This is a genomic window from Bifidobacterium mongoliense DSM 21395 (assembly GCF_000741285.1).
Lineage (GTDB): Bacteria > Actinomycetota > Actinomycetes > Actinomycetales > Bifidobacteriaceae > Bifidobacterium > Bifidobacterium mongoliense.
Map to the genome: position 1 here is coordinate 214,873 of NZ_JGZE01000002.1, position 15,606 is coordinate 230,478.

Below are 15,606 nucleotides of genomic sequence, written 5' to 3' on the forward strand. Positions count from 1 at the left end.
ATCCCAGCCTCTCTCATTGCCCGCATCGGTGTTCCCCTTACCTACCGGCTTGGATCAGATGCCCTGCCACGCCGGCTTGTGTTCATAGGAATACTGGTAATAATCCTTGTTGCGCAGACGCGATGCCGCCGCCTCATCGACGATGACCGTGGCACGCCGGTGCAGCTGCAGCGCCGAAGCCGGGCAGAACGACGAAATACCGCCCTCGACCGTCTCCGCGATCGCTTCGGCCTTGCCGGATCCGAAGGCGAGCAGCACCAAATGGCGCGCCTTGAGGATGGTGCCAATGCCCTGCGTGATGCAGTGGGTCGGCACCTGATTGATGTCGTCATCGAAGAATCGGGCGTTATCGATGCGCGTCTGCTCGGTCAGGGTCTTGATTCGCGTGCCCGAAGCCAGCGAGGAACCAGGCTCATTGAAGCCGATGTGACCATCTGTACCAATCCCCAGGATCTGGATATCGATGCCGCCGGCCGCTTCGATGGCCTCGTCATACATCGTGCCGGCATCCTTGATGGTCGACAGATCGCCATTCGGCACATGAATCTTGTCGGGGTCCAGACCCAAGGGCTCGACGACCGTGCGGTTGATCGTGCTCTTATAGGACTGGGGATGCTGGGGGTCGAGACCGGCGTATTCATCGAGCGCGAACCCTCGCACCTGCGAAACGTCGATGGATTCAGCCTTCACGAGCGCCGCGAGCTGATGGTATGCGGCCAGCGGGCTTGAACCCGTGGCGAGGCCGAGCACGCAGTCCGGCTTCTGTTCGATCAGCCGGGCAACGCGCTGCGCGTAGATCTTCCCGGCTTCGTCCTGATTCTTGACGATGATGACTTCCGTCATAATCAATCCTTTCTGTTGTGTCTATTGTGCGGATGAATCGGCGTGCTGCCGTGCGATGGCAACGGCAGCCGCTCCGATTGCCCCAATCGGCTGGCTCATGGGGGCGAGCATCAGTCGTTGGGGAAGTTCCAGACTCGCCACGAACGAACTCGAACGAGCCCTATCGCGCAGATCCGTGGTGATGGCATCAAGCAACGGCTGTCCGGTTTTCGCCAGTCCGCCGCCCAGTACGATCGTCCCCGGATCGACGCTCATGGCGATGATCATGATCGCCGTGCTCATGCCGTGGATAACCGTCGCGAGGCACTCGTGGGCATGGTGGTCGCCGTGGGCGGCCGCACGCATCAGCTCCGGCAGAGGATATCCGGCGTCCGTCGGCCAGATCCGCGCCACGGCCGACCCGGAGGCCACGGTCTCCAAGCAGCCCTGTTGCCCGCATTTGCACGGATAGCGATGTGGTTCGACAGGGATATGGCCGATCTCTCCGGCGATGCCGGTGGAGCCGTGATACACGTGGCCGCCGCTGACGATGCCACAGGCCAGACCGGTGCCGAAATTGAGCAGCACCATGGGCCCCTGATCATCGGCACATTCCCGGCCAAGTACGGTCCAGGCACCGAAGGCGGCCGCATTCACATCGTTCTCGATGCGGATCGGCGTATCGGGGATCTCCTCCGCGATTCGATCGCGCAGGTTGAATCCGGCGATACCCAGATTCACGGCATTGCTGACTTCGCCGGTCTGCGCGTCGATGGTCCCGGGAATGCCGACACCGATGCCGGCGAGCGCCCATCCGCATCTCGTGGCCACGGCGGATAGCTGAGCGATCAGGGCGACGATCTGTTCGGCCACGGCCGTATCGCCGTGATCGCTGTCGTCTCGCCGGGATTCCAGGACCGTACCTACACCGTCGATGATGACGCCCTCGATCTTCGTACCGCCGATATCGATGCCGATATACACGGATTGAGCGCGGGAGCCGTCCGGTTGCAGGCCGGTTTGCCCCGTGCGCTGTGTGGCCATATCGGCCGCCTCTCGTTCGAGGGTGGTGAGACGCTCGCCATTCCGCATCATGCCTGGGCCTCGGTCCGTGCGACTGAGGGAAGCTCAGCTCCGTGAATCTCGGGCTGTGGGGCGGCATCTGTTTGCGTGTCGTCGCTCTTCGTTTCCGCTCCGGCACGCAGCAGGTCCGCAACGCGCCATATATCGGTCGCGATTCTTCTCAGTTCCGACTCCCTGCTGATGGTCCGCCAGGCTTCGGCGTACTGCTCGAACCATATTTCCAGCGCTTCGGCCACGGCATAGCGCTCGGCCTGGGCACCGGGATGCAGCAGCATCTTGCCGCATCGGTTGAACAGGCGCTGGCCCTGGATGGCGATGAGCCAGGGCTGCAGCTCGTGAGCCTCACCGCACGTATGCGTCGACAGATGACGCACAAGCGAGTTCTTGGCCTGGGTCAGGCGGGTATCGTTCTCGCCGGCGGTTTCGATGGCAGCGGCGAGCGTGCGCAGGTAGTCACGTCGCACCGCTGTCAGACCCTTCGTCGGATCGACGTGCAGCGCGACACCGCTCTCCCGAATCTGCTGGTACACGTCGGTGTTCACCGACCCCGTGCCATCGTCGAGCTCAAGATAATGCACGATGTTCTCCCACGAGAACGACTCGCCCTGGCATGCCGACTTCATGTCGGCGACGCATGAGCCGGTGACATCTCCGTATTCGAGCCTCGCGATCCTGCCGTCCAGGGTCTCGAGATCGCAGCTGCCGGGGTTCCAAGCCTCCTGGGCCCCATAGATCATGGCGGGGATGCTCATGCGCGAATCGTTGATATGACCGTAATCGCCCCAATCGGTCACCATGAATCCTTCCGCCCGGTATTCCATGCCGTAGCGGGCCAGGCGACTGATGTTGTTCCAGCCGTCGTCGATATGCGGCAGCACGCTGTTCCACGAATGCACGGCCGCGCAGACGTATTGCCGGGCACCGGATCTGGCGACCAGCGCGACCTTCTCCTCGGTGATGTCGGGCGCGTACAGCCAGTTCAGGATGACGATGTTCTTCGGCAGCAGATCGAGGATCTCGGGCATCTCGACGGCGATGTCGCCCCAGAGCATGGCCTGGTGCCCGCGGCTCTCAACGTACTGGCATAGGCGTTCAACATAGCTCGCATACATATGCGGCACGTCCCGCCCGCCGTTGTGGTCGCGCGACCGGCCCTTGCCCAGGTCGAAGGTCTCGTCGCCGCCGATATTGAAGAATTTCGAAGAGACCGCGCCGATATACGCGTCGATGAGACGCTGGGACAGCTTGAGGGAACCGGGATGGTTGATGTTCATCGTGTGGTGTTCCTGGCGTTCGATGAAGCTGTACGCCCGGTTCGACTGTTCGGGGAATTCCCCAAGATCGCGGAAGCTGCGCGTCCGCAGCGTCATATAGTGGTGGCCGAACGTGGAGATCGAGGGGACGAGCTCAATGCCGCGTTCCCGGCAGTATTCGTCCAGCTCAACGAGATCGCGTGATGTCAACGGGCTGGTTCCCCGCCAGCTTTCACTCAATCCGCGGACCTTGCCGGTGTGCTCGATATAGAGCTGAAGCTGGTTGTATTTGTATAGGCAGAGCTTATCGATCCACGTTTTCAGCCAGGCCATTGTGGGCACGCGCCCGCGCGTCACGTCAAGGCTGTAGCTGCGCACCGCATACGCCGGACGGTCCGCAATCTCCAGGCAAGGCATCGCGATGCCGTATTGGGCGATCAATTGCCGCAAGGTCTGCACGCCATCGCGCAGGGCTGCCGCATCACGGCCCTCGACCACGATGGGAACGACATCATGCGAGACGGTGAGCGTATAGCCATGCGCCTCGAGTTCCGGATTGATGGTGAGCAGTACGTCGACATCGCGATGCTCGCCGCGCGTGATGTTCCAGCGCAGACCGGTCGCATCCGACAGGGAATCGGCCAGTTGTTCGGCCAGGAAACACGACTCCGAGCACTGAGAGATGATGCCGGCGATGGGCAAGGCGACGATACCGTCCATCAGGTGCAACGAGCTCGGCTGGGGAAGCAGCACGGGCGCTGCGACCGACTGCATGGCACTGTTGGTCTCTGTCATCATTCGATTCCTTCGCATCTCATTGGTTCACAGCACTTGGTCCACAACACTGGGTTCACCGTCACAGCACAGCAAGAACACGTCTCAACACCATCCCGGCCGCACCAAGCATCGCCGCATCCTCACCGATCGTCGACAGCTCGACATGGACCTCGTCGAGAAAACGAGATTTGGTCAGCAGATCGATGGTGGACTGCGCGGCTTCCACCATGGTCCGGTTAACGAGTCGCGATGGCCCAGAAAACACGACATGCGTGATGTTGGTCAGCGCGACGGGCATCGCCAGAGCCCTGCCCAGCTCCTCGCCGGCCCGGGCGATGATCCGTTCGGCATCATCGGGACGTTCCTCAACGGCGGCGTCGAGCACGGGCGACGACACGATCGTCTCGAGACAGCCGGTTTTGCCGCACACACATGGACGCACGCCGTCGGACATCACGACATGCCCGATCTCCCCTGCGGTGAAGCCCTTGCCACGCACCACGTTGCCGTCGATGAGCAGGCCTGCGCCCACACCATCGGCGATCTGCACGAGGATCATGTCCGATACCCCACCGCCGAAATAGCCTTCCGCGAACACCGCGGCATCAGCGTCGTTCGTGACGACGACCGGACAATCGATCAATGCGTGAAGACCATCGGCCAGGTCCATATCGACCCATCCGAGGTTGGGGGCCTCGAGGATCAGGCCTTCGTCGTTCACCGTTCCAGGCGTGGCGATGGCGATGCCGATGACCCTGACGTCACACATGTCGAGCAACCGCTGGCACAGGCCGATCACCTCGGTCGGTTCCAGTCGGCCTCCGTGCGGCAGCGCGATCTCGGCACGGTGCATCACCTTGTCTGACAGATCCACCACCACCCCACGCAACCGGGTCACGTCGGAGAGATCGATCGACACGATGGCGCCCGACGAGGCGTTGAATCGCAGCAACTGCGAGGGTTTGCCGGGTCCGTGCGGGGTCTTGTACGCCCCTTCGACCAGCAGACCGTCGTCGAGCAGCTCGGCGACGACATCCGACGTCGAGACCTTGGACATGCCTGTGAGTTTGGCCAGTTCGGCCCGAGAATGCGAATCATACGGATACAGGGCCCTCATGACCGCGGTTCGATTGCGCAGCCGTATATCGGAAGGTGCCGCGCTGGCCAATCGGTGCGAGGCGTTGGCCTGCCGTGAGCCACGGGCATCAATCAATACGGGCAGCCTGCGTGCCATGGTGCGCCTCCTTACCTGTCTGCGTTACCTATCTGCCTTATCTGTCGGCATTATCGGTCTGCGTTATCTGCTCTTCACGCGGGACGGTGTCCTGCAGTGATGAGCCGATAAAGTTAACAATACTCACTTAACCGCACCTTCGGTAATCCCCTTGACCATATTGCCTTGAATAATCATGAAGAAGATGACCACGGGAAGCGAGAACAGCACCGATGCGGCCATCTGCCCGCCGAAGTCCGTTCCAGTCGGCGTCGAGAAGCTCGCCAGCCAAACAGGCAGCGTGTACTTGGATTGATCCTTCATGAAGGTGAATGCGGTCAAATAGTCATTCCAGGCGGCGATGAACGCAAAGACCGACGTCGAAATGATGCCGGGAGCCACCAACGGGAACGTGATCAGGCGGAGAATCTGCCATTCACTGGCCCCTTCGACTCGGGCCGATTCGAAGATGTCCACGGGAATGGCGAGGAAGAAGCCCCGCATATTCCAGATCGAGAACGGCAGCACCGAGGCGATGTACGCCAGAATGAGTCCCATGTAGGTATTGAGCAGCCCGAACTGATTGAACACGATGAACTGCGGAATCAGCAACGCCGTGCCCGGCAGCATCTGAATCGCCAGAATCGTGACCATGATCGAGCGGCGACCCTTGAATCGGTACAAGGTGAGCGCCGCGCAGGCGAGAAACGCCAGCATGACGGATACGACGATGGAAATTGTGGTCACGATGACCGAATTCATCAGATTGACCAGGAACTGGGTCTGGAACATCGCCGTTCTGAAGTTCTGCAGCGACCAGTGCGTCGGTATGAACACCGGCGTCGCGGTCATGACCTCGTTGCGGGGCTTGAATGCGGTGATCGTCATCCAGTAGACCGGGAAGAACCAGATGATGCAGAACACGACCGCCGCGATCGAGCTTCTGACCCGATCCCAGCGGATACGGCGCTTGGCTTTCATCGCTCCCCCGTCGTTGTTGGTGGTGTCCGCGCGCATCGGCGTGCGGCGTTCGATTGTCGTGGCCATGCTCATAGATCCTCACCCGACTTCAGAAGATTGCGAATATAGACTCCGGTCAGCAGCAGCAACACGACCACCGTGATCACGGAGATCGCCGAGCCCTGGCCGATATCGAAGCTCACGAATGCCTTGGTGTAAGTGAATACGCCGATGGTCGATGTGGAGCCGGCGGGCCCGCCTTGGGAGACCAGCCAGATCTGGTTGAAGACATTGAAATCCCAGATGACGGAAAGTAGGGTGACCACGAGAAGATTCGGTTGAATCATGGGCACGAGTATCTGCCAATAGATGCGCCAACGGCCGGCGCCATCGAGCTGGGCGGCTTCGAGACACGATTCGTCGGCGGCCAGGGTGGCTGCATAGAGCGTGATGGCGATATAGGGCACCGCCTGCCAGATCACCAGCAGCCAGATGCAGATCAGGGCGAGCGTCGTATTATTCGCCCACGACGTGTTGACCATATCGCCGAAGATGACCAGCCTCGAAAGCAGCCAGTTCACGACGCCGTATCCGGGCTGGAACAGCCACTTCCAGACGATGGACGAAGCGACGTTGGGCATCGCCCACGCGAAGATCATCACCAAGGTGACGAGGTATCGCATGCCGTTGTTGAGCCTGGTCATCATCTGCGATACGTACATGCCGATGAACACGCTGCCCAGCACGAGGGCCGCCGTGAACAGCACGGTGCGCAACATGGCGAACCAGAAAGTCTTGTCGGCCAGCACGGTCGTGTATTGCTTGATGCCCACGAGGTCGAACTCTCCCGTGAACAGCGAGCGCTGATTGAAATTGGTGACCGATGTGAAAAGCAGGAACCCGATGGGTACGGCGACCAACGCAATCAAAATCAGACCCGTGGGCCCGAACAGTATGGCCGCGATCCGGCCATCATCGCCGCGCAACGCGCGAGCCTTTTTCCTTCGCCGCCTCGGAGGTCGCGAAGGGGTGAGCAATTCACCCTCAATGGTCTCGACCGAAGGGGTTCCATTCATCGAAGCGGTCATGATCCTTCTTTCGTGATATCCACCGGTCACGCTGACGTCGAGTCGGATGGCGGATGCCCAGTGCCGGAAGACGTGGGCCCAGTGCCGACCTGCCTGTCGCTACCTGACGGTGACGTCGTCACCATCGGCAGGCAGGCCGACAACAGGCATTGCGGGAGCTGCGAATACTGCAGCACTACTTGGCGAACACCTGATCCATATGCTGATCGAAGGTCTTCGCGGCTTGTTCGGGTGTCGCCGTGCCGGTCGCGATGGACTGGGTGAAGGAGTTGACGGACTTGTCGCCTTCAATGGTCGCCCAGTTCGGAGAGCCCGGCGTCGCCCTGGAATCCTTGGCGGCCTCGAAGAATCCGCTTTGCACTTCGGGGAAGTCGGAGGACTTCATCGCCTTGTCCAACCCCTCAACGCTGTTGGGGAGCCATCCATCCTTGCCGAACACCCACTTCTGCTGGATGTCCGGGCTGGCGGCGATTTTGATCCATTCCAGCGCCAGGGCGGAGTTCTTGCTCTTGGCGGCGATGGCGAAGTCAGAACCGGCGGTCATGGCCGGCTGGTTCTTGCCACTCTGACCGGGCATGGCGAAAGTGGCCAGATCGGTCGACTTCACCGTGGAGTTGAGGGTCTGCACCGAGGAGATCGCGGCGCTGTTGGCCATGATGGCCGATGTCGAACCGTCGGCGAGCAGCTGGTTCTGATCCGGCTCGTCGGTGTCGAGGCTTTGCGAGGCCTTGCTGGAATAGGTGTTCTGGAACGTCTTCCACTGTTCGAGGCCCTTCAGGGAATCGGCGCTGGAGGTCGTGCCGGTCCACTTGCCGTCCTTGTTCTGCGCGACGTCACCGCCTGCATCCCACACGAATTGCAGCATGGAATACCAGTACTGGCCCGGCAGATAGAACGGCGTGAAGTTCTTGTTGGAGGCGTTCTTCGCGGCGACCTTGTCGAGGTCGGACGTGAACTCGGACCATGACTTCGGGGCCGAGGTGATGCCCGCGTCACTCCACATCTTCTTGTTGTAGACGACCGCCCGTGCGGCGCCGAACGCCGGGACCGCGTACAGCTTGCCGTCAACGGTCGCCGGATCGGCCAGACCACTCAGCCAGGTGTTGCCCTGCGCCAGATCGCTCTTGTGCGCAGTGATGTCGAGCAGTCCGCCGCTGGCGGCGAAGCCGGCGACCTGAGTGTTGCCGATGTCCAGGACGTCGGGAGGCGTGGATGTGGTCAGCGCGGTGGTGATCTTCGTCGTGATATCGGTCCACTGCTGGGTTTCGACCTTGACTTTCGCCTGGGTCTTCTTGGTGAAGGCCGCGTTGATGGCGGCCATGGTCTTCGGTGAATAGTCACCCTGCATGGCCCATACGGTGATGGTTTTACCCTTGCCATCGGTGGAGCCTGCGGTTGAGGATGACGAGGAACCACCCATCGAACATCCGGTTAATGCCAATGTGATTGCGGTGACTGCCGCAAAGATCATCGTTTTCTTCTGTCTCATTGTGACCCTTCCGTATGCGTTCAATGATGCAATACACGACAGAAAGTGATGGCAACAGATGCAAGCCACGTTCCTGCCTAACTCCCAGCAACATCTCCTTTGAACAACTTGCCAGGAAGCAACGGCACCAAACCCAACAGCAGATTGGTTCGCCTTCCTAACTATTGTAGATATAGCGAGGTTGTGTGTCAATTTGATTTCCGCAATGGGTCGAATGCGCATGGCTGTTTACTTGCCCGTAAACTAATAGGATCTAACTCGTTCGCATACCTTATATATTCCCCGTCCGCGCGTAGAATACCCATCATGGTTCCGGGTGTGATTCCACGCTTGGAACTCGCCTTCAGCTCCGCATGGGATGGCCCAACGAAGACCGGTAAAGGGGTAGATCAATGGAGTCCATAGCCACATTCGACCATCACGACGACGTCACCCTGCCGTACCGCTCTACCGACGCCATCGGTATCGCCAAAGCCATCTCGATGCCCCAGGAGGTGATTGACTCCTTGGTTCGGATACGAGCAGCGCACCCCCTCGAGATGGGTGACGAGAGCGGGGCCAATGGCAGGACCATACAACGACTCCTGGCTGGGCTGACCGAACCGGCCACACGGCATCGGTCATGGCGGGAACTCAAGACACGGCTCGGCGATGACCCCGACGGTTTCACCATGCTGTGCTGCATGCTCGAGGCCGCGGGGCGGTATTCCCTCCCCCGGTATCGGGCTCTGCACATCCCCGACGCCATCTTCGTCGACACGATGGGAGCCTTCAGCAGATTCGTGGACGAAAGCCTCGCCCGCCACCACCGCTACTGCTTCGACCGCGATTTCTGGACCATACGGCAACTCAGCCTCACCCTGTTCCGCTTGGGCAGCCTGGAATTCGAGTTCGTTCAGGATCCGGAGCACAGCCCGTCCGATGCGAGCGGCCCGATCATCGATATGCACATCCCATCCGATGCCGACTTGCGCGATGAGGCCGTCAACTCATCCCTGCAACAGTGGAACGCCTTCACCGGGCAGCACTTCCCGCAATGGCACGATATTGCGAAACACTGCACGAGCTGGATGCTCAGCCCCGCTCTCGACCAGCTGCTTCCCGAATCAAGTCACATACTCGCGTTCCAGCGGCGCTTCCGGCAGATTGGTTTCGACGCCGATGCACCCGACTGGCGCGAGTGGGTCTTCGACGCCGATCCCGCACCGATCGCCCAGCTCCCCGAACGAACCTCGCTGCAGCGCTCGATGAAGCGGTTCATCCTTCAGGGCGGAAAGATCGGTGTGGCAAGCGGCATACTGATGAATGAGCACGTCGATAGGGATATGCTGTGAGTCGGTCCATTGCGGTGGGAAGCGGACGTATATACATCAAAAATCCCACTCGTGGTTCGGGTCAGCGAGTGCAGTTGCCGTGGCCTCGACGGTCTGCAAATCCTTGAATGGCGACGTGTCTGCAAGGGTGAGAATGCCTTGTAAGCTCATAGCCAATTCTTGCATGTTGTTCGTCTCCAGCGCATGGTCTACGACGGCGAAGAGCTTACTGAAATTCTCTTTTCGCTCATCGAAGGACTTGTCCAGATACGACTGAAGGGCCTCCTTCTGGGCTTCAATTTTCGCAATGGCGATGTCGCGCCGGGCGGAGATATCCGCACGTTGGGTCTTCTGGACCTCCTCGAATTTCCTGACTTCACCCGCTTGTTCAACAATGGTTTTGAACACACCAATGACGTCAGTACCGGTCACGATCATGGTGACCTTCTCAGCTCCAAGTGACGGCGTCGTACCGTTATGTCCGAATGCTTGGTGCGCGTCACCATCCCGCCGAGATTCCGACGCATCACGATTCTCGTCCCGACTAGACCGTACGTCGTCGTTCTGCGAATCAGACGGCTGATTATGTAAGCCAGCAGACTGCGTGCCGTGCGACTGGTTCTTCGACTTCGACTTCGGTTTCGGTCTGGACTTCGACTCGGATTGGGACGTCGTTTGCTCACGTCTTTCCCCCGAATCACTCGGATCCGTTACATTCCGCAACGTGTCATCCAGGAACTGCTTACCCATATCGACGACGCTGGGGCCAAATTCGGCAACCAACATCTGAAACACCCCGTGAAGATTACCGTTCCCGTTCATTGCATGCTGGCTCATGGTCATACCTCCGTGTTGATTACCTTGCGTACCGTGGACGAAATCTCGAGACTCTCATCGGTGAGGTTGCCATCGTCACCCAACAGTGGAGTCTGGGCAAGTTCTGCCATGGTTTTAATAAAGCGTCCGCATTTGTTGAATACCGTCACGCACCCCTTGTCGTTGAAATCGAATTCTGGAATCAAGGGATCGAGTTCATCCAATAGATGGACAGTGCGCCACCGCAGCTCTTCGGTAACCTCCCTGAGCTCGGCCACCCGCACCGAAATACCGTCCATGATGGTCCACGCCTTCTCCCATCCTGCCACCACGATTCCCACACTCTTCTCGTATTCCTTGGCCTCCGTCAGCTTCTTCGCATAATGAAAAGAGGCCATAGTCCCCGCCGACAACAACGCCACAACACTCGTGGCTCCCACGGTAATCGCAGTCAGGGCAGCAGCACCCGCCGCCACTCCGCCACCACCGGCGGCCAAGCTGCCACCTCCGAGCCACGCGAGCGTCGCATTTGAGGCGGCAACACCGGACAGACTCGAAATCGCCGTACCCGTCGAAGCCGTGGCTAAGGCTCCCACCGTCCCAGTAACCAAGGCTGGAGTTCCAAGTACGGCGGCCGCCCCCGCAGCCCCAGCGACGGCCGTCGTCTCCAAGACCTTCGATGCCTCCATATCCACGCTTTTCATCTCCTCCAAGGTCCGGGTATCGATGGAGAGACTGGCAAGGATCTCATATTCCTTGCGGGCATTGCGCTGCTTGAGCGAATCGAGATAGTTAAGGAACCTGCCAACGGTCACATGCAGGGAGCGGAGACGATACGTACCGAATTCCGTAATGGCGAAGTTGAGCTGCTCTCGGCGTTGCTCCGTGACAGCTTCCGCAGCGTCATAATATTCATGACAGATGCGTAACACATCCTTCGCTTCTTTGCGATTCTGGAGCCCCTTGACACCTGTTGCCGTTTCACCGATATGCAATGCACCCGCAGCGATTCCGCGAGCATCAATATGCCCAATCGACTGAGTCATCTCCTTGGCCCTCTGCTGCGCCGCATCACGTATCTTTGAACGGTCGAAAGACTCCGCTGATTGTTTAATCCGCCCGAACACACCAGCAGTGGCATCGCTCACCTTCTGGCCACTCGCGGAAATGGCGTGTTTGACAGCAGCTGGGGCGGCTTTCACGTCATCCATGCCTAGTTTGCCATCACCACTCAAATCCATGATTCGTCCGATTGCATGACCCGCCCATGCCACGGGATTGTCGGAGGTTGCCGTTTCGATGTTCTCGTCTTCTGCTGGAGAAGAGAATGATCGAGTTCCCTCATTCACCGAGTCGGTGGGATCGAAGTCTGGGAAGTCGCTTTTCAACAGTTTCTGATACTCGGACTTCGCGGCCTGATAACGCTGTGATACCTCGTTATCGAAACCGGAAACCTCGTGGACTTCGTCAGACATCATCATCCTCCTCGATACACATCCGATATGTCGCACCTGCTCGACCACAACTCATTCGATGCTTGTCGATAAGGGTACTCCCCCGTTGTGGCTCATTTGAACACTTCAACAATCGTGTCCCTGTAACAGATAAGACCCCGAGAACAATCATGATTATCGGACCGTTATCGGCCCATGTATTGCAGCAAGTTCCGGCATGTCGCATAAGGCCTTCTGATTAGCTATGCATTATCAATGCTGAATCGAATTGCCGACCAGGCGGTTCACGACTATGTATCCCGAAGGAATCATGTGAAGTGGACGCGGGCTTCGTTCGAACTTGGACGGAACAATAGATCGACACAAGAATCCTGAGTTCAGCCAATACCTGACCAAACATGTTACTGTGCACGAAACCATCTTATATACTTGGAAAATAACCTACTGAATGTTATCGTTCAAGTATGAAGAGTCGCGAAGCCCTCCGTAGAGTGCAGGAGATCACCGAAGGCCAATGGGGTCTGCTCACCGCTGGCCAGGCGCGTTCGTGCGGCGTCACCCCCATGACCCTCGCCCGTCTTTGCGACGCGGGCGACATCATCCGCATCGCTCATGGTGTGTATCGCGACGCGGGCTCCCCCAGCGACGAGCATGAGAGCCTCCAGGCGGCCTGGCTGATGACCAATCCGAGTGCGCTTGCCTACGAGCGGCTCGCCAAACGCCCCATCGATTTCGTCGTATCCGGCGAATCGGCCGCACGACTTCACGACATCGGCGATCTACGCGCACCGCGCCATGAGTTCACCACACCACGAAGAAAGCAAACGCAACGCGCAGACACCCGCTACCGCATCACCATCCTGCCGGAGCAGGACGTCACCATGAAACAGGGTCTGCCCGTAACGACACCCGAGCGCACCATAGCCGATATGATCGAACGTCGATATGACCTCAGCCTCATCGCCAACATGCTGCGGGACGCCATCAATCAGCAGAACATCGACGAACCACGCCTCGTCGAACTACTCAACCCGCTGGCCAAACGCAACGGACACCGGCCAGGAGATGGCCATGCGCTGCTGGAACAGATTCTCACCATTGCGGGAATGGGCCACGACGCCCTCTCCCGGACGATCGCCGCCGACCCCAGGCTGGGCAAACTCGTGACCGGGCAATACCTGAAGTCGCTTTCCACAGCCCTCAGCACAGCTATCACCGCATACCAGAGTTCCGAGCTGGAAGGAATCCAGCAAGCCCTCGATACGATATCCGCTGCATTCCACCCCTCAAAACTGTCCAAGATCAATATGAGCGCCATCGACGCGACACAACTAACAAACCTGGCTAAGGCGCTGGAATACCTCGTCACGCCATTTACTAAGAACGTAGCGTCCGGGATGATCCCGCGAACGCCAACACAACGACCATCATCCACCACCTGTCTGTCACAATCTGCAAGACGGCAGAACCATGAAACAGGACGATAGGATATCCAGATGGATCATGATGTTTCATATGACAGCCCCACGGCCGTGGAACAAGCAATCAAAGCTGCGGCAAACCAAGCGTTCCAAGAGGACCCCACCACCTCAGTCGACGAACGAATCCGTCTAGAATATTTCCGCCGGTTTCTGAGTCGCATTTTTTCCCAAGCGGGAAACCAAGAATGGGTACTCAAGGGAGGCACAAGCATGCTGGCGCGAATTCCTTCAGCCCGGGCCACCATGGACATCGACCTGTTCAACGCGGAACTGTCGCTTGACAACGCTCTAAAGAAACTGCGGACTCTGGCATCTATCGATTTGAGTGATTTTTTCCGGTTTGAGTATACGGGCCGCACCAAGACGCTTGAGGGTTCCAATACCGAATACACCGACGGATACCGAGTAAAATTCGACGTTTACATAGGGGTGCAGAAAAAACAAAGTATCCATATTGATCTTGTCACGCGGGAAGCAACAACTGGCGAAGTGGAAATCTCCGCTCCAAAGAATGCCCTGCATCTCCCAAAATTGAAAAGCTACCCTTACCGACTGTATCCAGTAGTCGATCAAATCGCTGACAAAGTGTGCGCAACAATCGCACTGTATAACGGCAGACCATCAAGCCGGGAGAAGGATCTCGTCGACCTCGTCATCATTGCGAATACATATGACATCGACGCGGTGCTGCTCAGGACCGCGATATTGAGCGAAAGGACACATCGTCAGCTTGATCTGCCTTCTGCTTTCACCGTGCCCTCCTTCTGGGGCGGAGGGTACGCGACAGCAAACGCTCTCTGAGATCACCAGCAAGGTCATTCTCGGGCTCGACACGATTCTGCAGGAGGAACAACCAGATCTGGTTCTGGTGCATGGAGACACCACAACCACCATGGCGGCGAGTATGAGCGCTTTCTATCACCAGATACCCGTCGGCCACGTTGAGGCGGGGCTTCGGACCTGGGATAAGTATTCTCCGTACCCCGAAGAGATGAACCGTATGCTGACCGACGACATATCGGATCTGTATTTCGCGCCGACCCAACTCAGCAAGGACAATCTCTTGCGGGAGCACCACCCTGAATCGCAGATTTTCATCACCGGAAATACGGCGATCGACGCGCTGCGATACACCATTCGTGACGATTACCACCACGATGTCCTCACGGCAATACCTCGGAACCATAGGTTCATCCTGCTCACCATGCATCGAAGAGAGAATCAGGGGCAGCCGATGCGCGACACCTTCAAGGCCATCAAGGACGTGGTCAGGAATACGACCGATCTTGATGTCGTATATCCCGTGCATTTGAGTCCGCGCGTGCAAAGCGTCGCCCATGAGGTCTTTGACGGCGTGGACCGCGTCCATCTCATCGCCCCGTTAGACGTGGTTGATTTCCATGGAATCGCCGCGCGCAGCTCTTTCATTATGACCGATTCTGGCGGCGTCCAGGAAGAGGCCCCCTCGCTGAACAAGCCGGTGCTGGTGCTGCGCGATTCCACCGAACGCCCCGAAGGCGTTGCGGCCGGAACCCTCAAAATAGTCGGGACAACGACCCAGGCAGTCAAGAACGCCATGCTCAGCCTGTTGAACGACCCGCAGAAATACCACGCCATGGCAACGGCCCACAACCCCTACGGTGACGGCCATGCCTCCGAACGCATCGTGAGCATCTGCCGGGACTACTTGTCGATGAGCAATTTCAAACCAAGGTAAGGGAGTGTGCAATGGAAGGTGGAGGAAAGTTGGATTCCGCTCCTATGCCCATGACGGCACATACTTCATGTATCGCGGTGAAGTGTCAGGGTCAAGAGGGCGAATCAGATCCTTTTCGACGCAGCGCCTGATGAGCTTGG

Annotated in this window: 13 protein-coding genes; 4 read left to right on the forward strand and 9 right to left on the reverse strand. The window is 58.6% G+C overall.

The window, feature by feature from the left end:
* Window positions 1-54 precede the first annotated feature (54 nt).
* The 7 genes from nagB to BMON_RS02205 all read right to left on the reverse strand — a co-directional run bounded on the left by nagB (window position 55) and on the right by BMON_RS02205 (window position 8,685).
* Entirely contained in the window at window positions 55-843 is a 789-nt protein-coding gene (gene nagB / locus BMON_RS02175) for a glucosamine-6-phosphate deaminase (RefSeq protein ID WP_033512298.1), read from the reverse strand.
* A gap of 21 nt (window positions 844-864) precedes the next feature.
* Window positions 865-1,917: an ROK family protein gene (locus BMON_RS02180; protein WP_237745290.1), complete on the reverse strand. Its 1,053-nt coding sequence runs from the start codon at window positions 1,915-1,917 to the stop codon at window positions 865-867.
* Window positions 1,914-3,956: a beta-N-acetylhexosaminidase gene (locus BMON_RS02185; RefSeq protein WP_051917776.1), complete on the reverse strand. Its 2,043-nt coding sequence runs from the start codon at window positions 3,954-3,956 to the stop codon at window positions 1,914-1,916. Before BMON_RS02185 ends, BMON_RS02180 begins: the two co-directional genes overlap by 4 nt.
* A 58-nt stretch (window positions 3,957-4,014) precedes the next feature.
* Window positions 4,015-5,169, reverse strand: coding sequence for an ROK family protein (locus tag BMON_RS02190; protein WP_051917777.1), 1,155 nt, complete (start codon window positions 5,167-5,169; stop codon window positions 4,015-4,017).
* Between the two features lie 123 nt (window positions 5,170-5,292).
* Window positions 5,293-6,129 carry an ABC transporter permease subunit gene (locus BMON_RS02195; RefSeq protein ID WP_033512393.1) on the reverse strand — a complete coding sequence of 279 codons (837 nt, stop codon included), beginning with the start codon at window positions 6,127-6,129 and terminating at the stop codon, window positions 5,293-5,295.
* 68 nt (window positions 6,130-6,197) lie between these two features.
* Window positions 6,198-7,196, reverse strand: coding sequence for a carbohydrate ABC transporter permease (locus BMON_RS02200; protein ID WP_237745291.1), 999 nt, complete (start codon window positions 7,194-7,196; stop codon window positions 6,198-6,200).
* Window positions 7,197-7,371: 175 nt separating this feature from the next.
* The gene (locus BMON_RS02205) at window positions 7,372-8,685 is read right to left on the reverse strand and encodes an extracellular solute-binding protein (protein ID WP_033512296.1); all 1,314 of its coding nucleotides are present in this window, start codon (window positions 8,683-8,685) and stop codon (window positions 7,372-7,374) included.
* Window positions 8,686-9,077: 392 nt separating this feature from the next.
* Here BMON_RS02205 and BMON_RS02210 point away from each other — a divergent pair, with 392 nt between their 5' ends.
* Complete coding sequence (locus BMON_RS02210; RefSeq protein ID WP_033512295.1) at window positions 9,078-10,019, forward strand: acyltransferase domain-containing protein; 942 nt, start codon at window positions 9,078-9,080, stop codon at window positions 10,017-10,019.
* A gap of 36 nt (window positions 10,020-10,055) precedes the next feature.
* On the opposite strand, the gene BMON_RS10235 is transcribed toward BMON_RS02210, so the two are convergent.
* Both BMON_RS10235 and BMON_RS02225 read right to left on the reverse strand, forming a co-directional pair.
* Window positions 10,056-10,835 (reverse strand): hypothetical protein, encoded by a 780-nt coding sequence (locus tag BMON_RS10235; RefSeq protein WP_052122202.1) that lies wholly within the window; start codon window positions 10,833-10,835, stop codon window positions 10,056-10,058.
* Window positions 10,836-10,837: 2 nt separating this feature from the next.
* The gene (locus tag BMON_RS02225; protein ID WP_162176683.1) at window positions 10,838-12,289 is read right to left on the reverse strand and encodes a hypothetical protein; all 1,452 of its coding nucleotides are present in this window, start codon (window positions 12,287-12,289) and stop codon (window positions 10,838-10,840) included.
* A 443-nt stretch (window positions 12,290-12,732) separates the two neighbouring features.
* Between BMON_RS02225 and BMON_RS09160 the strand changes: the two genes are divergently transcribed.
* The 3 genes from BMON_RS09160 to wecB are packed head-to-tail and all read left to right on the forward strand — an operon-like array spanning window position 12,733 to window position 15,466.
* Complete coding sequence (locus BMON_RS09160; RefSeq protein WP_081882786.1) at window positions 12,733-13,755, forward strand: type IV toxin-antitoxin system AbiEi family antitoxin domain-containing protein; 1,023 nt, start codon at window positions 12,733-12,735, stop codon at window positions 13,753-13,755.
* Window positions 13,756-13,764: 9 nt separating this feature from the next.
* Window positions 13,765-14,550 carry a nucleotidyl transferase AbiEii/AbiGii toxin family protein gene (locus tag BMON_RS02235; protein ID WP_051917780.1) on the forward strand — a complete coding sequence of 262 codons (786 nt, stop codon included), beginning with the start codon at window positions 13,765-13,767 and terminating at the stop codon, window positions 14,548-14,550.
* On the forward strand, window positions 14,480-15,466 hold the full coding sequence (gene wecB / locus BMON_RS02240; protein WP_202805437.1) for a non-hydrolyzing UDP-N-acetylglucosamine 2-epimerase: 987 nt from the start codon (window positions 14,480-14,482) through the stop codon (window positions 15,464-15,466). The genes BMON_RS02235 and wecB overlap by 71 nt, the downstream gene beginning before the upstream one ends.
* Window positions 15,467-15,606: the final 140 nt, after the last annotated feature.